The organism is Kribbella sp. NBC_01245, assembly GCF_036226525.1.
In the GTDB taxonomy this organism is placed as follows: Bacteria; Actinomycetota; Actinomycetes; order Propionibacteriales; family Kribbellaceae; genus Kribbella.
In genome coordinates, this window is the sequence record NZ_CP108487.1 from 1,743,499 (window position 1) to 1,761,884 (window position 18,386).

Sequence of the window (18,386 nt, forward strand, 5' to 3'; positions counted from 1 at the left end):
TCACTCCTCCCCTTCCTCTGCCTTCACGGCGAGCACGGGGCAGGGGGCGTCCAGCAGGACCCGCTGCGCGTTGCTGCCGAGGATGAGCTTGCCCACCGGCGACCGGCGCCGCAGGCCGATCACGATGAATTCCGCATGGACTTGCTCGGCGACGGCCACCAGGTCCTCCGCCGGGTCCAGTCCACGAACGAGTTGCCGGACCTCATAGGGCACTCCGGTCGACTCGAGTTGTTCCCTTACCTCGCTGAGCGCGGCATCGCTCGCGGCCGCCTCATCGGCCGCGAAGCTACGCCCACCCCGATGGGAATTGACCACCACCAGTTTGGCGTCCCGGAGCTTCGCCTCTTCAGCCGCTCGCCGCAGCGCTGCGCGCCCCTCGGCCTTCGGCACATATCCCACGACGATGGTCGTCATCGACTTGCCTCACCTCCGGGTACTTCTTCATCGACCCGTTCCGAACGATACTGCCCTGAGCCTTCACCGGCATCCGTGGAAATGCGATACCTGTGTCGCGAACGTGATGTGCCTGTGTCGTACGAGGTCTTGAACTTCCGCCCGAAGAAACTTGGTTCCACGACGGCTGGCTGGAGGGACACTAGTCGATCGGCCACTCGTGGACGGGGAGGTTCTCGTGCATGTGGTCGCGATATCTCTGCAACATCGCCCGCAAAGCGTCCCGGCGACCGTGCTGACCTTTGGTGTAGTGCTTGTGGAACATCTCCGCCTGCCAGGAGGCGCCGTTCCGATTCAGAAGACAACGTTGTTCGATGATGCCCAGCAGGCGATCGCGAACCGCCGCGTCCACGCCCCACTGGTCCAGCCCGAGCGATGCCATCGGCAACAATCTCCGCAGCACCAGCTCGGTCGCCCGCGCCGTACCGACGCCAGGCCAGAACACTTCCGCGTCAATGCCTTGCCTGGCAGCGTTGTGGAAGTTCTCCTCGGCGGCGCTGAACGACATCTGCGACCAGATCGGCCGCTCGTCGTCGGCCAACGCACGGACCAATCCGAAGTAGAAAGCGCCGTTCGCGATCGTGTCCACCACGGTCGGCCCGGCCGGCAGCACCCGGTTCTCCACCCGCAGATGGGGGCGATCCCGGACAACGTCGTACACAGGCCGGTTCCAGCGATAGATCGTCCCGTTGTGCAGCCGCAATTCCGCCAAAGCGGGCGTGTCGCCGCGATCCAGCACGGCGATCGGGTCCTCGTCCGAGGTGACCGGCAAGAGCGCCGGGTAGTAGCGCGAGTTCTCCTCGAAGAGGTCGAAGATCGAGGTGATCCAGCGCTCGCCGAACCACACTCGCGGCCGGACGCCCTGCGTCTTGAGCTCATCCGTGCGCGTGTCGGCCGCCTGCTCGAACAACGCGATCCGGGTCTCCCGCATCAGCTCCTTGCCGAACAGGAACGGCGAGTTCGCTCCCACGGCCAGTTGTACGCCGGCGATCGCCTGGGCCGCGTTCCAGTAGCGCGGGAACGCCTCCGGAGTGACCTGCAGGTGGAACTGGGTCGACGTACAGGCAGCTTCGGGCACGATGCTGTCGGCCGTGACCTGCAACCGCTCCACACCGTCGATGGCGACATGCAGGTCCTCACCACGCGCGGCGAAGATCTGGTCATTGAGCAACGCGTAGCGCGGGTTGGTGCTCAGCGCGTCGCGGGAGATGTGCTCGGTCATCAGCGTGGGCAGGATGCCGACCACGACCATCGATGAACCGGTTCGGGAAGCCTTCTCCTCGGCCGCGTTCAGGCTGGCCCGGATGGACTTCTCCATCTTGTCCAGGCCGTCGCCGTCGATCTGGCCCGGTGGCACGTTGATCTCGACGTTGAACTGGCCCAGCTCGGTCTGGAACGCGTCATCCGAGATCGCGCTCAGCACCTCGGTGTTCTTCATCGCCGGATCGTTGTTCTCGTCGACCAGGTTCAGCTCGATCTCGATCCCGGTCATCGGCCGCTCGGCGTCGAACCGCGCCTCCCGCAGCATCCGCGCGAACGCGTCCAGGTTGCGGTGGACCTGATCACGGAACGCGGTCCGATCCGCCCGGGTGAACTCGACCCGGTCGACCTCTTCGCCCATCTGCGCCTCCCCTTACCGAACCGGAGCTGCCTGCCATTCGCCGGCGTGCAACTGGGACTGCAGCCTCAGTCTGCCCGACCCGGCCGCCTCCCGCTGCCCCGCCAGCGTGGATCTTCCGCCATCCGGACCTTTACCGCGGTACGACGCTCGGCGGTCGTACGGCGATCACCGTGGTACGACGATGAAGTGGTCGCGGCGGAGGTGTTGCGGTTCCGGCCCGGCCTCGGCCAGCGCGTCGGCCAGTTCGGTAAGGACCGCGGGGTCCAGTTGGAGCTGGTGCTCGCCGGGATGAACGTCAGCGCCCATCGCGTAGTCCTGCCCGGGCTGGTCCGTCATCTCGATATGCGCGCCCAGCACCCAGTCGGGGGCATTGCCGTCGGCAACGAAGTCCGCGAGTCGTCGCATACTCGCGCGGTACGACGTCCAGTCCGGCACGTACAACCGGCCCGGATACAGCGAGTCCCCGGTCAGGAGTAGTCGGCTCGCCCGGTCGTAGAACGCGACGTCGGACCCCTGGTGGCCGGGAATCGGAATGACGTCGAGCACGCGTCCGCCCAGGTCGTACTCCCCCGGTTGCTCTGGCCAATCCGCCAGCTGGAAGTACGACGCGACGTCCGCTTGCGACGTACCGACAACAACCGTGTCGGGCCGATCCGAGAACTGGGCGTCGCCGCCGATGTGGTCGCCGTGCCCGTGGGTGTGGGCGACGACCAGGCTCAGGTCTCTTTCGGCAAGCAGGTCGTCCGCGATTGCGCGCAGGTCGATGTGGCCCGTGCCAGTGTCCAGCAGCAGGGCTCGCTCGGATCCGAGCAGGAGGTAGAGGAACGGCCCTTCGAAGTTGGTGTGCAACGCCTGCCGGATGATCGCGGTGCGTTCGTCGTACCAATGCACCTGGTACGACGGACTACCGAGGTCAGTCCCGTCATCCCACTTATCCGGAAAGCTCGCCATCCCCGGATCCAACCACACGCCCACAGTTGCGTTCATCGGTGTCGGGTTCAGGGCACCGTTGCGGAAATTGTCGGTGGTGGCGGTGAGACTGTGGGGGTGCGTAAAGAGCCGTCGATCCTGCACGTCGACCTGGACGCGTTTTTCGCGGCGGTCGAGCAGCGGGACAAACCTTCCCTGCGGGGCAAGCCGGTCGTGGTCGGCGGTATCGGCCTGCGCGGAGTCGTCTCGACCGCGTCTTATGAGGCCCGCAAGTACGGCGTGCGCTCGGCGATGTCGACCGCCGAGGCTCGCGCGCGCTGTCCGCATGCGGCGTATCTCGGTGGCAGGTTCGACGCCTACCGGGCGACCAGCGCGGCGGTGATGGCCCAGATGCGCGAGTTGTCGCCGCTGATCGAGCCGCTGTCGCTGGACGAGGCCTTTGTCGACCTGGCCGCCGCCGGTTTGACCGAGCTCGACGTCGAGCAGGTGACGGTTATCGCGGATCAGCTGAAGAAGGCGATCCAGGAGGCCAGTGGTGGGCTCACGGCGTCGGTCGGGGCTGGTACGTCGAAGTTGATCGCGAAGATCGCCAGCGATCTGGACAAGCCGAACGGGACCGTGGTGGTGCCGGCCGGGACTGAGGCGGAGTTTCTCGCGCCGATGCAGGTGACGGTGATTCCGGGTGTTGGGCCGGCGACTGCCCAGCGGTTGACGATGGCGGGCGTTCGGACGGTGGCCGATCTGCAGCAATTGAGTCTGGATGAGTTGGTGCGGCAGCTTGGTACGTCGCAGGGCACGAACTTGTATCGGCTCGCGACGGCTGACGACGATCGCGCGGTGGTGAGTGATCGGGAGACCAAGTCGATCAGTGTTGAGGACACGTTCGAGACCGATCTGGTGGACCGGGCTGTGCTGGCGGCGATTGGTGATGGGATGGCTCGGCGGGTGTCTGAGCGGCTGCAGAAGGCTCAGTTGTCTGGGCGGACGGTGACGGTGAAGACGCGGATGCATGACTTCACTACGCATACTCGGTCGTCGACGTTGGCTGGGCCTACGGATGATCCGCGGATCATTGCGCGGGTGGCGCGTCGGTTGCTCGAGGACAGCGATATCTCTGGTGGGATCCGGCTGCTTGGTGTGGGTGTGTCGTCGTTGGCGGATTGGATCCAGGACGATCTGTTCATTGATACTGAGACGGCTGATGCGCTGGCTTCTGGGGCTTCGGGGCTTGAGGCGGCTGAGCTGCCGGAGCGTCCGCTTGCTCGTGGGCGGGCTGGGTATTACCCGGGGCAGGATGTGGTTCACAGCGAGTACGGCGAGGGGTGGGTCTGGGGCTCAGGCCGAGGCCGCGTAACCGTCCGCTTCGAAACCGCCACCACCCCACCCGGCCCCATCCGAACCTTCCCCATCGAAGACCCCGCCCTCTCCCCCCACCACCCCCACCGCCCGATCGAGGACGACGACCCCGAGCCCACGTAGACGCAGGCCTACTCAAGCCCGAAGGCGTGACGCCTACTCAAGACTGCGGCCGCGCGCGGGCGTCACCCGCCGGGCGGGCGTTAGCCGCGGAGGCGGATGGAGAGGCAGGTTACGCAGCCTTCTAGTTTTTCGAATTCGGAGATGTCGACGAGGACGGGGTGGTAGCCGCGGGTTGAGAGGAGGTTCGCGGTGAGAGGGGCTGACGAGGCCATTAGGAGGTTGTTGTCGCCGAGGAGTACGACGTGGGCGCCTGCCTCTTCGGGGACGGCTAGGAAGGACTCGAAGACCGAGGGGTCGTCGACCAAAGGCGGATAGCCGATGACTGTGCCATCTGGGAGTGCCGTTACGGCCGACTTGAGGTGAAGGACTTTCGTCACCGGCACACCAACGACCTTCGCGCCAAGCGGCTCGAACCAAGAACGCAACTGCTCGACGCCCTCGGCATTCGTGCGGCCGCCGATGCCGACGTAGATGGTCGAGTCGACCTTCAGGACGTCTCCCCCATCCAACGTCCCGGGCTCGACGATTCGCTCGACCCGGTAGCCCTGCGCGGCGACCGCCTCTTCGGCCGCGGCGGCCTCCGGACGGCGCGACTCGGCTCCGGCGCGGGCCATCACCGCAAGGTCTCGGTAGACCACCATCGTGTCCTCGACGAATACCGCGTCCGGGCAGTCGTCGGCCGGCGGCACCTCCACACACGTCCACCCGGCAGCACCGAGGGCATCGACGTACGACCGCCACTGGCCGAGCGCGAGATCGACGTCGACAGGGGTTCGCTGGAGGTGGGTGACGAGGCCTTCGGACAACCGCGGCCCGGGCCGCCGTACCAACGCGCGCTGAGTCATCCCCCGAGGCTAACCGCCAACGCACCCGGGCGCCTCGCCCCCATCCGCCGCACCCCTCTTCTTTGCGTTCATTCGTCGGAATCCGCCCTCGAATCACGGCGGACCTGGGCAGGTCGGCGGCGGCAGAGGGCGGATTCCGACGAATGAACGCAAAGAAAGGCACGTGGTCCGACCGTCAACGCTCAACCTGGCGCGCATGGGCGGACGGCGGGCGGGGTACCGGCAGGCGACGAACGGTGCCAACACGAGCGGTGCCCGACAGAGAAGCGCGTGGACGCGATGAGGAGGAGGGCCTGATGCCGAAGATCTCGATGCCTGGTCGGCCATCGATCAGGACGAGGTCGAGCATTCCGAACACGAGCACGACGAGGGCAACGCGGCCCTACTCGCCCTGATGCAGGTGGAGAACGTCGACAGCGACGAGTTCAGCGACAAACTGCACGAACTCTCCGAAGCCCTTTCCCACCACCTCGACGAAGAGGAACGTGACGTCCTCAACCCAGCCCGCACCGACGTCAGCGACGAAGCCCGCACCAAACTCGGCGAGGCCTTTGCCGCCGAGCGGAACCGCCTCATCGACAGCGGCTGCGGCGACATCACCAACGTCCGCAAACTAGTCGAAAGCTAGAACAAGCCCCTCGTCAGCAGCAATGACCTCACCATCGAAGATCTGCGACGCCTCGGCAACAGACACAGCCCGATCGCTCCCCGGCCAGAAGTGCGTCAACAACAACCTCCGCGCACCACTAGCGCCCGCAGCCGCCTCAGACGCCGTCATCACGTACCGCGGCTCACTAGCGGGCGAAGGCCCTTGCAGCGTCGCATCCGCGATAAACAGATCAACGCCAACTGCAAGTCGCGACAACGCCTCAGACGGCCCACTGTCACCTGTGTAGGCGACAGTCATCCCCGGCGCCTCAAGCCGTACGCCGAGGTTTGTGACGTAGTGCGGCAGCAGAACCGTCTGCAGCCGGAACGGCCCAACTACACCGTCAGCCAACTCCCGTACCTCGAACACGGACGCAGGGTCGGGCCGAGGCTCTAGTGCTCGCAACACATCCAGTACGCCCGGCGGACAGTAGAGCGGGATAGGAGCCGCATCCGGCGCCTGGTAGTACCTGACCCGGGCCAACCCGCTCACGTCGACGCAGTGATCCGGATGCTGGTGAGTCACCACTACCGCGTCTACAGCCCCATCCGGGCAGAGCTCCAACAACCGCGGCAGGGTCGCGTAGCCGAGATCCAGCACGACCCGAAACCCGTCGTACTCCAGCAAGAACCCGGCACACGCCCGCCCCGGCTCGGGCCAGGCGCCGCAGCTGCCGAGAACCGTCAGCGATCTCAAGCGAAGGCGCGGTCGCTGGGCACGATGTCCTTGCCGAGCGGCAGCAGGGAGATCGGGATCAGCTTGAAGTTCGCGAGGGCCAGCGGGATGCCGATGATCGTCACGAACAGCGCGATCCCCGTGACGAGGTGGCCCAGCGCGAGCCACCAGCCGGCGAAGATCAGCCAGATGACGTTGCCGATGACCGAGCCGGCGCCGGCCGTGCGGCGGTCGACCACGGTCCGCCCGAACGGCCAGAGCGCGTAGCCCGCGATCCGGAACGACGCGATACCGAACGGGATCGTGACGATCAGGATGCAGCAGATGATGCCCGCGATCACGTAACCGACAGCGAGCCAGAAACCGGCGAGGACCAGCCAGATCAGGTTGAGCAGCGTTCTCATACCCGCCAGCCTGCCACGCGAGAGGTGTGTTCCCGGACCAGTTCGGCCACCGCTCCGGGATCATTCCGGGGCATCCAGTGCCCGCCCCTGACCACGCGCACGGTCAGCTCGGGGGCCCACCGGGCGACTTCGGTCTGCATCGGCGTCCCGACAAAGGCGTCACCATCGGGCGAAACGACCATCACCGGCACCGACGTGGTCCGTCGCGCGGGTCGGAGCAGCCGCGGCAGCACGTTGGCCCGGTAGAGCTCAAGCCCGTTGACGAAATCCGCCATCGACCGGGCATCCACCCCAGCCCTCCGGCCACCAGCGGCCCGTTCCAACCGGCCGAACACCTTCATCCCCCAGCCCTGCCGCCACCCGAGCTCGGCCAGACCAGGCACGTGGAAGTAGAAGATGTACCAGGAGTGCAGCAACTGCCTCAAAGCCCGCAACGACCTCGAACGCAGGAAGAACCCGGCATGGTCGAGGCACGGCCCCGAGATCGACACGTACGACGCGATCCGGTCCCGCAGCTCCGCACTGGTGACGAAATGCCACGCCTGGATCGACCCCCAGTCATGCGCGAGAACGTGCACGGGTTGCCCCAAACTCACCGCGTCCAGCACCGCGGTGAAGTCCGCCTCCAACCGCTCCAGCCGGTACGACGCTCGCCCGCGCGGGTGATCCGAAGCGCCCGCGCCGCGCACGTCGTACGTCACGACGTGGAAGTCCGACGCCAGCTCCGCGACCACGTCATCCCAAAGCGACGCGTTATCGGGATAGCCGTGCACGCAGACCAAAGTAGGCGCGCCAGGATCGCCGTACGTCGAGACAGCCAATTCGACACCATCCGGCGCAGTGATCCGACGCACTTAGTAGTCCTCGGTCGAAACCACGCGAATGGTCAAACCGGCATCGATCAGCCGCTTGCGCAACGCCGGCCCCATCGCGACGGCCGTCGTCACCTGGCCGGACGTCTCGGGCAACTCGTCATACGTCAGGCACAACGCACACTCGGCAAGCATCTTCGCCGTCTCGTCATACCCCGGGTCGCCACCGGCGAACTCGGTCGTGACGCGCTTCCCCCCGCCCTCCGCGATGAACCGCGCCTTGAACCAGGACTTCGCCCGTCGTTCCGCGCTCGGCCCGTCGCCGGAGACGATCCGGTCGAGCATCAACTTGCGCACCGCCGGAATCTGCGCCCCGAGCAGTACGCCGCTCCCGCCGACGAACAACCCCGCCAGCACCGGCAGACGCTTCACCGCGCCGAAGTGCGAATAGCGGAATTCCGGCCCGTACCGCTCGAGCGCTCGCGCCGACGCGATGACCACCAGCGGGTCGACGGTCGGCAGCGGCACGGCCCACCAGCCGCCACGGCGGTGGATCCGGCCAGGCACGGCCTTGACCGAACGCCCCTCCGGACGCGGCTCGACCTTGCGCCGTTCCCTGTGCGCGGCCACACCTTGCTTGGCCCGCGACGCGATCGTGATGGCGGTCTGCAACGTCCCGGCCGACGGTCTGCCGCCGGCCGTCACCACGCCGGTCACCTTGATCGGCACGTTCTCGGGCAATTGCTCAACGGCGTACTGCACACCAAGGTCGTAGGGAATCGAGTCGAACCCGCAGCAATGCACGATCCGCGCGCCGGTCTCGACCGCGCGCTGGTGATAGCGGACGTACATCGTGTCGACGAATTCCGGCTCACCCGTCAGGTCCAAGTAGTCGGTGCCGGCGTCGGCGCAAGCGGCCACAAGCCCTTCGCCATAACGGATGTACGGCCCGACGGTGGTGATCACCGCGCCGGTCGACCCGGCCATCTTCGCCAGCGAGGCCTCGTCGGTGACGTCGGCCAGCACCAGGTCGACCGACAGCCCGAGCTCATCCCGGACGGCCTCCAGCTTGGTTTGGTTGCGCCCGGCCAGCGCCCACTTCAAACCCGCAGGCGCCTTACTGGCAAGGTATTGCGCCGTCAGCCGGCCGGTGAACCCGGTCGCACCGAAGAGCACGATGTCGTACTGGCGATCCTTCATTCGACGACCCCGCCAATCTTCTCCGAGTCGGCCAACCCACCAGCGCCGGATGCCCGGGACGACGCGGAACGCCCGCGCGCCTCGATATCCGCCAGCGCTGCGCGATCGGCCTTCGCGATGCTGGTGCGACTGCCCGCCTCCACGACGTACGGCAAGAGCGACCGGAATGCCTTCATCACGCCAATCCAGCCTGGCACATGTACGACCCGCGAGCGCCGGTCGATACCGCGCGTGAACTTCTCGACGGCCAGCTCCAGCGGATAGACCCGGCTCACCAGCGGTACGCCGGTCCGGACCTTGCCGAAGACCGGGTGCGCGTCGACCCCGCGGACCATGTCGGTATCCACGAAGGTCAGATGCGCCACCCCGACCTTCACCCCGAGGTGCCGCAGTTCCGCGCGCAAGCTGTTGCCGAGCGCCTCGACGCCTGCCTTGGCCACGTTGTACGACGCGAGGCCGGGAATGTGTACGACGGCCGCGAGCGACGAGACGAGCAGCAGGTAGCCCTTGCTCTCGATCAAGTGCGGCAGCGTCACGTGGACGGTTCGCCAGACGCCGAAGAGGTCGACGTTGATCACGCGCTCCCACACGGCCGGGTCCATGCTGCGGCTGAAGCCGGGTGCGGCGATACCGGCGTTGGCGAGAACCACATCGATCCGGCCGTAGCGCTCAACGATCTCGGCGACGGCCGACTCCAGTGCTGCGGTGTCGGTGACGTCGACCTCCCACCAACCGGCTGTTGGGCCGCAGTCGGCGGCGACCTTCGCCAGCTCGACCGGTTCCAGGCCGACCAGCGCGAGCGTGTCACCCTCACTCGCGAGGCGACGCGCGACGGCCGCGCCGATTCCCCTGGAAGCTCCCGTGATCAGTACGACTCTGCCGGCCATGCGCAGCACACCCTTCGCTGTTGAGCGGATACTCAACAGTAGGTGCTTATTGACCGATTCATCAATAGACTGTGATGCATGAATCGCCTTCGGCCGGACGAGCGGCGCGAGCAGATCCTCGCGGCGTCCCGTCGCGTGCTGGAAAAGGATCCGCATAGCGACCTGTCCGTCGAGGCGGTCGCGGCCGAGGCGGGCGTCTCCCCCGCGCTGCTGTTCCACTACTTCGGCTCGAAGAAGAAGTTCCAGTACGCCGTGATCGAGGAAGCCGCCGCGTTGATGCTGCTCCGGACAGCCCCGGACGTCTCACTGGCGCCGGATGACCAACTCCGTTCCGGCATCCGGGCTTTCGTCGGCGCCGTACTAGAACAACCCCAGCTCTACCGGGCGACGCTGGCGATGTCGGCGGCGGGTGATCCCGCGGTCCGGAAGTTGCACGCGGAGATGCGGCAAACGTTCACGGGCTGGGTGGTCGCGGCCGTCGCGACCCTGGGCGTAGAGACGACGCCGGCTGTGACGCTCGCCTGTTACGGCTGGCAGGGGTTCGTCGAACAGACTCTGCTGACCTGGCTCGACAACCCGTCGGTCGATCGCGGCGAGCTGGAGCGGATGTGCGAGGAGAGCCTCGGCTTGTTACTGCTGACCGCCTGTGCCGACGACGAGCGCGAGCGGAACGTGCTGATGAACCTGGCCCGGGACTAACCGCGGCCCGGACCAGGTCTCAGATCACCAAGTGGTCAGGCGAACCCAACCGAGGCGGCCTTCGTTCTTCACACCGGCCGCGGCCTCACAGTTGGACCTGGCCGAGGTGAAGTGATCACCCGACGGCAACAGGCACCGGTAGATCGCGGTGTACTTCGGACCCGGGTTGAAGGTGTAGATGAAACCCTCACGACGCAGCACTCGCTTGCCCTCACAGTTGGCCGAGAGCGAGTTGAAGTGATCTGTCCGGGTGCCGATCGGGTACGAGCAGCCGTACAGCGCCCGCGACCGCGTGGTCTGGGTCCAGCGAATGGCCCAGCTGCCCTCGCGGCGGTAGTTGGCGTCAACGGCGCTGGACGTCGTCCAGTGGTCCGGGCCGTTGTTGAAGCGCGACAGGATCACCAGGCTCGCCGTGGTCCGGGCGTAGCCGAGGAAGCCCGCATTGCGCGTTCCCTCGCAGTTGCTCCGGATCGAGACGAAGTGATCGCCCTTGCTCTGGTAGCACTGCCACAGTGCCGCCGTCGCCGGGGTCTTCGGCTTCGCCTTGTAGATGTAGCCGAGCAGGCCGATCTTGACCTTGCCATTGCAGTTGGACGCGAACGAGATGTGGTAGTCGTACGTCCCCGCACGGCACTCGTACAGAGCGCGCGTGTTGGTGGTGCTCGTGCGCAGCAGACCCCACACCCCGCCGGTCTCAGGGTACGTGCCGGGGGTCTTGAGCCCCACGGTCGTGACCCGGTGCCGGCCAGTGCCCCGGTTGTACGTCCGGACCAAGGTGGCCGGCTCAGTCGCGGTGGTCTGCGGCAACGCCGCCGGTGCCGCGGTGGTCCCAGTGGCGGTAGCGACCGGCATCGGAGCCGACGGCGGCTCCTGGAGTACGCCGGCCCCAGCGGGCAGCGCCCCCGTACAGACGGCCAGTACCGAGGTGCCGAGCACCAAGGCCGCCTTCGTGAACTTGTGCAACAGAATCTCCTATCCCGAGTTTCAACCCCCGCTCGCGGAAGCTATCGACCGATCGGGTCGCCACCCGGCACTGTTCGATCCAGATCGAATGGTTCACGGGATAGAGTTCTGCGAGTGCTGAGAGTGGCTACTGCGAACGTCAATGGAATCCGTGCCGCCTATCGCCGGGGAATGGCCGATTGGCTCACCGCCACCGATCCCGACTTGTTGCTGATGCAGGAGGTTCGCGCCTCCGACGAGATCCTGCGCGACCACCTCGGCGGCGACTGGTTCATCGCGCACGCGGAGCCCGGGACCGATGGCAGCAAGGGCCGGGCCGGAGTGGCCGTCGCGAGTCGCCGGCCGATCAAGGCCGAGCGTTGTGAGGTCGGGCCCGAGCGATTCCTCGGCTGCGGCCGCTGGATCGAGGCGGACGTCGTACTGGATGACGGGTCGACGCTCACCGCGGTCAGCGTCTACGTCCATACCGGCGAGGCCGAGACGCCGCCGAAGCAGGAGGAGAAGTACGCCTTCCTCGACGCGATGATGGTCCGCCTCACCGAGTTGCGGGCCGACGGCCGGCACGTGCTGATGTGCGGCGACCTCAACATCGCCCACCGCGAGGAAGACCTCAAAGCCTGGAAGGCCAATCGCAAGAAGTCCGGCTTTCTGCCCGACGAGCGAGCCTGGCTGGACCGGTTGTTCGCCGCGGGCTGGGTCGATCTCGGCCGGCGCTTTGGCGGCGACGGGCCCGGACCGTACTCGTGGTGGTCGTGGCGCGGCAAGGCCTTCGACAATGACGCCGGGTGGCGCATCGACTACCAGATCGCCTCCCCCGAACTGGCGGAAAAGGCCGACGATTGCGCGGTTCACCGTGCCCCTACGTACGCCGAACGCTGGAGCGATCACGCGCCCGTTGTCGCCACCTATCAGGTCTGAAATACGAGGGCGGTAGTGTCGCGGCATGTCCGACCTCACACCGCCTGTAGCCGCACGTAAGCCCAAGGAACGCAGTCACCACGGCGACGTCTTCGTCGACGACTACGAGTGGCTGCGGGACAAGACCAACGAAGAGGTACTCGACTACCTCCGGGCCGAGAACGACTACACCGCCGCCCGTACCGAGCACCTGAAGTCGTTGCGCGAGGCAATCTTCTCGGAGATCTCCGAGCGCACCCTGCAGACCGACCTGAGCGTGCCGGCCCGTCGCGGCGGGTACTGGTACTACACCCGCACGATCGAGGGCAAGCAGTACGCGATCAGCTGCCGGGTCAAGGTCGAGGGCGACGAGCCGCCGATCACCGAGGGCGATATCCCGGGTGAGGAACTGCTGCTCGACGGCAACCAGGTGGCGGGCGACTCGGAGTTCTTCGCGCTCGGCACGGTGGACGTCTCCCCCGACGGCACCCTGCTCGCGTACTCGGTCGACCTCACCGGTGACGAACGGTTCACCCTGCGGATCAAGGACCTGAGCACCGGCGAACTGCTGCCGGACGAGCTGACGAACATCCACTACGGCTCGGCCTGGTCCGCCGACGGCTCGACGCTCTTTTACACGAAGACCGACGACGCGTGGCGTCCGCACCAGGTCTGGCGGCACGCACTCGGCGCCTCCGAAGACGTACTTGTGCTGGAAGAACCGGACGAGCGTTTCTGGGTCGGCGTCGACCTCACCCGGAACGAGCAGGCGATCATGGTCTCGCTCGGCAGCAAGCTCACCAGCGAGGTCTGGCTGCTCGACGCCCACAACCCGGCGGGCGAGCTCACCGTCGTCGCGCCTCGCCGTGAGGGCGTCGAGTACGACGTCGAGCACGCGGGCGACCAGCTGCTCATCACGCACAACGCCGACGCGCCGAACTTCTCGCTCGCAACGGCTCCACTCGACGATCCCGGCACCTGGACCACCTTGCTCGAGGCCGACGAGGAGAGCCGTTTGCTCGGCTCGGACGCGTTCGCCGAACACGTGATGGTCTACCGCCGCCGCAACGCCTTGACCGAGCTGGCCGTCATGCGCCGGACCGGCGACGGCTTCACGGACCCCGAGGCGCTGGTCTTCGACGAGCCGATCTACTCGGTCTCCCCCGGCCGGAACGACGAGTGGAGCGACACCCGCTACCGATTCGGCTACACGTCACTCGTCACCCCCTCATCGACGTACGACGTTGAGGTCTCTTCGGGCGAGCGTCGTTTGCTCAAGCAACAGCCCGTGCTTGGTGGTGTCGACCTCGGTTCGTACACGCAGTATCGGGAGTGGGCGACGGCCCCGGACGGCACCCGCGTGCCGATCTCGATGGTCGCGCGCAAGGACATCACGCCCGACGGGAACGCGCCCGTGCTGCTCTACGGCTACGGGTCGTACGAGTCGTCGCTGGATCCGTGGTTCTCGATCCCCCGGCTGTCGCTGCTCGACCGTGGCGTCGTGTTCGCAATCGCGCATGTCCGGGGTGGCGGTGAGCTCGGGCGGCACTGGTACGACGACGGGAAGATGCTCACGAAGCGGAATACCTTCACCGACTTCATCGCGTGCGCCGAGCACCTGGTGAAGTCCGGCTGGAGCAAGCCGTCGCGGATCGTCGCGCAGGGTGGCAGCGCGGGCGGTCTGCTGATGGGCGCGGTCGCCAACCTCGCTCCGCAGGCCGTTGGTGGCATCGTGGCCGAGGTGCCGTTCGTCGACGCGCTGACGACGATCCTCGATCCGTCGCTGCCGTTGACGGTGATCGAGTGGGAGGAGTGGGGCAACCCGCTCGAGAACCCCGAGGTCTACGAGTACATGAAGTCGTACTCGCCTTATGAGAACGTCTCGGCGCAGGACTATCCGCCGATCCTGGCCATCACCAGCCTCAACGACACCCGCGTCTTCTACGTCGAGCCGGCCAAGTGGGTCGCCCGGCTGCGAGCGGTGAAGACCGGTGACGCGGAGGTTTTGCTGAAGACGGAGATGGAGGCCGGCCACGGTGGCCGAAGCGGTCGCTACGACGCGTGGCACGAGCTCTCCTTCACCCTCTCCTGGATCCTCGACACCCTCGACCTGGCCGACTGACGTTGCGGCGCTGCCGTGCTAGCCGGCGGCAGCGCCGAACCACTTGGGCAGGTGGCTGAGCAGCTCCTGCTGGTCTTCACCGATCCACGCCACATGGCCGTCCGGCCGTAGCAGCACCGCGGGCGCGTCGAGTTCCTCACTGACGTCGACGACGTGGTCGACCCGATCGGCCCAGCCCTCCACCGAGAGCCGGCCAGTCTGGTCGAGCAGTAGCCCGCGGCCGCTGCGCATCAGTTCGTAGAGGCGCCCGCGCTTCAGCTTCACGTCCCGCAGCCGCCGGCCGAGCAGTTCAGGTCCTTCGCCGAAGTTGTACCGAACCCCGATCGCGGTGATCTTCTCGATCAGGTACCGGTTGACGTCCTCGAAGGCCAGCAGTTCCGAGAGCAGCCGGCGTACTGCCTGGGGACCCGGCTCGGTGGACATCAGGTGCATCTGCGCACGGGTGTTGTTCAGTACGTCGGCGGCCACCGGGTGCCGCTCGGTGTGGTAGCTGTCCAGCAGCTCTTCCGGTGCCCAGCCGTTGACCTCGGCGGCCAGTTTCCAGCCGAGGTTGAACGCGTCCTGGACGCCGAGGTTGAGCCCCTGCCCGCCGGCCGGCGGGTGGATGTGCGCCGCGTCGCCGGCCAGCAGCACCCGACCGATCCGGTAGCGCTCGGCCAGCCGGGTGGCGTCGCCGAAGCGGGACAGCCAGCGCGGCGAATGCGCGCCGAAGTCGGTGCCGGCGACCTCCCGAAGCTGCTGCTTCACCTCGTCCAGGGTCGGCGGAACCATGCGGTCGTCGGCCACCCCCGCGGCAGGTACGCCGACGCGATACAGCCCATCCCCGAGGGGCATGACGCCGAACCGCAGCTGGGTCTTGCGGATTTCGGCATTGGCAGCGTCCAACGTCTCTTGATCCGCAGTCAGCTCCATCTCGCCCAACAGCGTCTCGGCCGTGCTCGGCTCACCGGGAAATCCGACGCCGAGCAGCTTGCGGACCGTGCTGCGGCCGCCGTCACAGCCGACGAGGTAGCGCGAGCGCAACTGCGTGCCGTCGGCCAGCTCGACGGTCACCCCCTCGTCGTCCTGGCTCAGCCCGACCACCTCGCAGCCAGTGCGGATCTCGGCGCCGACCTCAGCGGCGTGCTCGGCGAGCAGCCGGTCGGTGATGTTCTGCGGGATGCCGAGGACGTACGGATGAGCGGTGTCCAGCCGGTCCGGCGCCGGCTTGAGAATGCCGGCGAAGAAGCCGCCGACCGGGTGCTGCCGGCCAAGCGCGAGGAACCGCTCCAGCAGACCACGCTGATCCATCACCTCGATGCTGCGCGCGTGCAGACCGAGCGAGCGGACGATCTTGGTCGGCTCCGTCAGCTTCTCCAGCACCAGCACGTGTACGCCGTGTAACCGCAACTCACTGGCCAGCATCATGCCGGTCGGCCCGCCACCGGCAACGATCACGTCAGTCATGAAAATCCCCCAATTTTCCGAAGGTTCTGGCTTCGGCTGGAGATTCTCCAGGACCACCGGGGGCTTGCCGCAAGCCCCACCGTCCGCTATACGTTAGGAGTGGCAAGGAGTGTGTGATCCTCCTTGCCTTTGCTGTTTCGGGTGGAACAACGCCGGGTACCGCGTAGTTGTAGGTGGTAGCGGTGTGTGTCCTCCACCACACCGCCGAATGACAACCAGGTGGGGCTTTCGGGCGTCCCGGAGGTGGTGTGGAGAAACGCCGGTGACGCGCATTTCCTGTGTGTACGGGTATTCGGCTCCTTTTCCCTTTGGCAACCTTTGGCAGCGCGAAACGACCGCTGTCCCCAGGCGGGAAAGATGAGAGATCCGTGCCGGGAAATCTCAGGGAACCTTCAGGGTCTTTACACCCTGATCGTGGAATCTTGAACCTCACTCGAGCGTTGCTCTCCATGTAACGACGAAGGGAGTTTCGGTGGCTCGCATGGTTCGTGTCCGTTCAACGGATGACGGTATCGACGGCAAGGACAGCGTCGGTCTCTACCTGGAAGAGATCGCTCGTACGCCCCTGCTTTCGGCAGAAGAAGAGGTCGAGCTCGCTGAGACGGTCGAGGCAGGTCTGCTCGCGGAGCAACTGCTGGCCGAGGGGCGGGTTGGTCGGAAGAAGGGCGGAGCGCCCAAATATGCAACCGAGGAAGAGCTCGAGTGGCTGGCCGAAGAGGGCCAGCGCGCACAGCAACGCTTCGTGACCGCGAACCTGCGGCTGGTGGTCTCGATCGCCCGTCGCTACGGCCGGTCGCAGATGCCGCTGCTGGATCTGGTCCAAGAGGGCAACACGGGCCTGATCCGCGCGGTCGAAAAGTTCGACTACCGCAAGGGCTTCAAATTCTCGACATATGCGACCTGGTGGGTTCGCCAGGCGATCACGCGCGGTATCGCGCAGCAGGCCCGAGTGGTCCGGCTGCCGGTGCACGTGGTGGAGCAGTTGAACCAGATCGGCTCGGCCCGCCGCACCCTCGAGCGCAAGCTCGGCCGGGAGCCCGAGGTCGAGGAGATCGCGCTCGAACTGGATCTGCAGCCGGAGCGCGTCTCCGAGCTGATCCGGATCGGCCGCGACCACATCAGCCTGGACAACCCGATCGACGACGAGGGCGAGACCTCGCTCGGTGACCTGATCGCGTCCGAGACCTCACCCGGTCCGGATGAACTGGTCGCGGACGCGTCGGATCGCTCGGGCCTGTTCAGCCTGGTCGACAAGCTCGACCCGCGCTCGGCGGACGTGATTCGCCGTCGCTACGGGCTGCACGACGGCCGGCAGGCCAAACTCGCCGATATCGGCGCCGTGCACGGCATCTCCGCCGAGCGCGTCCGCCAGATCGAGCGCGAGGCCCTCGGCCGGCTGCGTCAGCTCGCCGACCCGTCCCTGGCGGCCTGACAGCCCGAGCACCAACGAGCATTTACCGAAAACCCCCACAGGACCCCCGGCGCCGCCCTCCCGGCCCGGGGGTCCGCTCTATCTAGGGACGATCAGGCGGCTATCCAGTCGTCGATCAGCGGCAGCATCTCGGACAGCTTGTGGATGGTGGCGTCGGGCACGCCCTCGGTGTGGCCGATCTGGTTCACCGGGATCTCGCTGTGCGGGATGTGCACCGCTCGCATGCCCGCGTTCTGCGCGCCCCAGACGTCGTCGAACAGCCGGTCACCCACGAACACGCAGCGCGCCGGATCGGTCGCACCGGCCGCCCGCATCGCCGCCAGGAAGGCCTCCTGGTGCGGCTTCGTCCACGGGATCTCACTCGAGTAGACGGCGCCGTCGAACAGGTCGAGCACGCCGTCCCGGTCGAAGATCTCCTCGTGGTGCTCACGCGGCCAGATCGTGTTCGACAGCACGCCGACCTTGATCCCTCGCTCGCGTAACCCGGTCAGCATCGCGGGCGCCTCCGGGTCGAGCAGGCTGTGCGGATGCCACTGCCGCTTGTACTCAGCTAAGGCCTCGGGCGTCATCACCACCTCGGCCAGCGTGCACACCTCCTCCAACGTGCCGCTCACGTGCTCGTCGCGAGCACGCATCCAAACGGTGTCCTCCGCCTTGTGCAAGGCGATGGCCAGCTCGTCGGCGCGGTCCGCGTCGATACGCGCGGCGACGGCCCGCCAGGCCGCCACGATGTCGATGGTGTGCCAGGGAGTCAGGGTGCCGCCCCAGTCGAACAGGACGGCCTCGATCGGTGCGGTGTTGTCGTTCTTCACATCCCGAAGCCAATCAGACGCCACCGACATTTCCCGAACGAGTTTTTCCCGGCGTACCGA

Annotated in this window: 18 protein-coding genes; 6 read left to right on the plus strand and 12 right to left on the minus strand. The window is 66.7% G+C overall.

The genetic code is table 11. The annotated features are described in order from the left end of the window. From OG394_RS07690 to OG394_RS07700, 3 genes are all read right to left on the minus strand, one after another. Window positions 1-414 (minus strand): universal stress protein, encoded by a 414-nt coding sequence (locus OG394_RS07690; protein WP_328994298.1) that lies wholly within the window; start codon window positions 412-414, stop codon window positions 1-3. Window positions 415-595: 181 nt separating this feature from the next. Then, window positions 596-2,074 (minus strand): glutamate--cysteine ligase, encoded by a 1,479-nt coding sequence (locus OG394_RS07695; RefSeq protein WP_328994299.1) that lies wholly within the window; start codon window positions 2,072-2,074, stop codon window positions 596-598. A gap of 165 nt (window positions 2,075-2,239) precedes the next feature. Next, the gene (locus OG394_RS07700) at window positions 2,240-3,061 is read right to left on the minus strand and encodes an MBL fold metallo-hydrolase (protein ID WP_328994300.1); all 822 of its coding nucleotides are present in this window, start codon (window positions 3,059-3,061) and stop codon (window positions 2,240-2,242) included. Window positions 3,062-3,121: 60 nt separating this feature from the next. Here OG394_RS07700 and OG394_RS07705 point away from each other — a divergent pair, with 60 nt between their 5' ends. After that, complete coding sequence (locus OG394_RS07705) at window positions 3,122-4,483, plus strand: DNA polymerase IV (protein WP_328994301.1); 1,362 nt, start codon at window positions 3,122-3,124, stop codon at window positions 4,481-4,483. A gap of 80 nt (window positions 4,484-4,563) precedes the next feature. Here the strand turns inward: OG394_RS07705 and ddaH are convergent, their stop codons facing one another. Further along, entirely contained in the window at window positions 4,564-5,328 is a 765-nt protein-coding gene (gene ddaH / locus OG394_RS07710) for a dimethylargininase (protein ID WP_328994302.1), read from the minus strand. A 394-nt stretch (window positions 5,329-5,722) separates the two neighbouring features. Between ddaH and OG394_RS07715 the strand changes: the two genes are divergently transcribed. Then, window positions 5,723-5,956, plus strand: a complete 234-nt coding sequence (locus OG394_RS07715) for a hypothetical protein (protein ID WP_328994304.1) — start codon at window positions 5,723-5,725, stop codon at window positions 5,954-5,956. Here the strand turns inward: OG394_RS07715 and OG394_RS07720 are convergent. From OG394_RS07720 to OG394_RS07740, 5 genes are read right to left on the minus strand one after another with little or no spacing between them, the layout of a single operon-like run. Further along, on the minus strand, window positions 5,942-6,673 hold the full coding sequence (locus OG394_RS07720) for an MBL fold metallo-hydrolase (protein WP_328994306.1): 732 nt from the start codon (window positions 6,671-6,673) through the stop codon (window positions 5,942-5,944). The genes OG394_RS07715 and OG394_RS07720 overlap by 15 nt on opposite strands. Then, a complete protein-coding gene (locus tag OG394_RS07725; protein ID WP_328994307.1) occupies window positions 6,670-7,056 on the minus strand; it encodes a YccF domain-containing protein in 387 nt (128 codons plus the stop codon). The genes OG394_RS07720 and OG394_RS07725 overlap by 4 nt, the downstream gene beginning before the upstream one ends. Further along, window positions 7,053-7,910, minus strand: a complete 858-nt coding sequence (locus OG394_RS07730) for an alpha/beta fold hydrolase (protein WP_328994309.1) — start codon at window positions 7,908-7,910, stop codon at window positions 7,053-7,055. The genes OG394_RS07725 and OG394_RS07730 overlap by 4 nt, the downstream gene beginning before the upstream one ends. After that, the gene (locus tag OG394_RS07735; RefSeq protein ID WP_328994310.1) at window positions 7,911-9,068 is read right to left on the minus strand and encodes a saccharopine dehydrogenase family protein; all 1,158 of its coding nucleotides are present in this window, start codon (window positions 9,066-9,068) and stop codon (window positions 7,911-7,913) included. It abuts the gene before it with no gap. Beyond that, complete coding sequence (locus OG394_RS07740; RefSeq protein ID WP_328994311.1) at window positions 9,065-9,955, minus strand: SDR family oxidoreductase; 891 nt, start codon at window positions 9,953-9,955, stop codon at window positions 9,065-9,067. Before OG394_RS07740 ends, OG394_RS07735 begins: the two co-directional genes overlap by 4 nt. A 78-nt stretch (window positions 9,956-10,033) precedes the next feature. Between OG394_RS07740 and OG394_RS07745 the strand changes: the two genes are divergently transcribed. Then, the gene (locus OG394_RS07745; RefSeq protein ID WP_328994312.1) at window positions 10,034-10,654 is read left to right on the plus strand and encodes a TetR/AcrR family transcriptional regulator; all 621 of its coding nucleotides are present in this window, start codon (window positions 10,034-10,036) and stop codon (window positions 10,652-10,654) included. A gap of 24 nt (window positions 10,655-10,678) precedes the next feature. Here the strand turns inward: OG394_RS07745 and OG394_RS07750 are convergent, their stop codons facing one another. Beyond that, window positions 10,679-11,617 (minus strand): hypothetical protein, encoded by a 939-nt coding sequence (locus OG394_RS07750; protein WP_328994313.1) that lies wholly within the window; start codon window positions 11,615-11,617, stop codon window positions 10,679-10,681. A 114-nt stretch (window positions 11,618-11,731) separates the two neighbouring features. Here OG394_RS07750 and xth point away from each other — a divergent pair, with 114 nt between their 5' ends. Both xth and OG394_RS07760 read left to right on the plus strand, forming a co-directional pair. Continuing rightward, window positions 11,732-12,535, plus strand: a complete 804-nt coding sequence (gene xth / locus OG394_RS07755) for an exodeoxyribonuclease III (protein WP_328994314.1) — start codon at window positions 11,732-11,734, stop codon at window positions 12,533-12,535. Between the two features lie 25 nt (window positions 12,536-12,560). After that, window positions 12,561-14,636: a S9 family peptidase gene (locus OG394_RS07760; protein WP_328994315.1), complete on the plus strand. Its 2,076-nt coding sequence runs from the start codon at window positions 12,561-12,563 to the stop codon at window positions 14,634-14,636. An 18-nt stretch (window positions 14,637-14,654) separates the two neighbouring features. On the opposite strand, the gene rox is transcribed toward OG394_RS07760, so the two are convergent. After that, a complete protein-coding gene (gene rox, locus OG394_RS07765) occupies window positions 14,655-16,082 on the minus strand; it encodes a rifampin monooxygenase (protein WP_328994316.1) in 1,428 nt (475 codons plus the stop codon). Window positions 16,083-16,563: 481 nt separating this feature from the next. Between rox and OG394_RS07770 the strand changes: the two genes are divergently transcribed. Continuing rightward, complete coding sequence (locus OG394_RS07770) at window positions 16,564-17,514, plus strand: sigma-70 family RNA polymerase sigma factor (RefSeq protein WP_328994317.1); 951 nt, start codon at window positions 16,564-16,566, stop codon at window positions 17,512-17,514. A 92-nt stretch (window positions 17,515-17,606) separates the two neighbouring features. Here OG394_RS07770 and OG394_RS07775 read toward each other — a convergent pair whose 3' ends face one another. Continuing rightward, window positions 17,607-18,350 (minus strand): HAD family hydrolase, encoded by a 744-nt coding sequence (locus OG394_RS07775; protein ID WP_328994318.1) that lies wholly within the window; start codon window positions 18,348-18,350, stop codon window positions 17,607-17,609. Window positions 18,351-18,386 lie beyond the last annotated feature (36 nt).

Coding starts and splice junctions, on each gene's coding strand:
- OG394_RS07770 (WP_328994317.1), top strand. CDS start 16,564: ATGGTTCGTGTCCGTTCAACGGATGACGGTATCGACGGCAAGGACAGC.
- ddaH (WP_328994302.1), bottom strand. CDS start 5,328: ATGACTCAGCGCGCGTTGGTACGGCGGCCCGGGCCGCGGTTGTCCGAA.
- OG394_RS07690 (WP_328994298.1), bottom strand. CDS start 414: ATGACGACCATCGTCGTGGGATATGTGCCGAAGGCCGAGGGGCGCGCA.
- OG394_RS07745 (WP_328994312.1), top strand. CDS start 10,034: ATGAATCGCCTTCGGCCGGACGAGCGGCGCGAGCAGATCCTCGCGGCG.
- OG394_RS07700 (WP_328994300.1), bottom strand. CDS start 3,061: ATGAACGCAACTGTGGGCGTGTGGTTGGATCCGGGGATGGCGAGCTTT.
- OG394_RS07695 (WP_328994299.1), bottom strand. CDS start 2,074: ATGGGCGAAGAGGTCGACCGGGTCGAGTTCACCCGGGCGGATCGGACC.
- OG394_RS07760 (WP_328994315.1), top strand. CDS start 12,561: ATGTCCGACCTCACACCGCCTGTAGCCGCACGTAAGCCCAAGGAACGC.
- rox (WP_328994316.1), bottom strand. CDS start 16,082: ATGACTGACGTGATCGTTGCCGGTGGCGGGCCGACCGGCATGATGCTG.
- OG394_RS07715 (WP_328994304.1), top strand. CDS start 5,723: ATGCAGGTGGAGAACGTCGACAGCGACGAGTTCAGCGACAAACTGCAC.
- OG394_RS07735 (WP_328994310.1), bottom strand. CDS start 9,068: ATGAAGGATCGCCAGTACGACATCGTGCTCTTCGGTGCGACCGGGTTC.
- OG394_RS07740 (WP_328994311.1), bottom strand. CDS start 9,955: ATGGCCGGCAGAGTCGTACTGATCACGGGAGCTTCCAGGGGAATCGGC.
- OG394_RS07725 (WP_328994307.1), bottom strand. CDS start 7,056: ATGAGAACGCTGCTCAACCTGATCTGGCTGGTCCTCGCCGGTTTCTGG.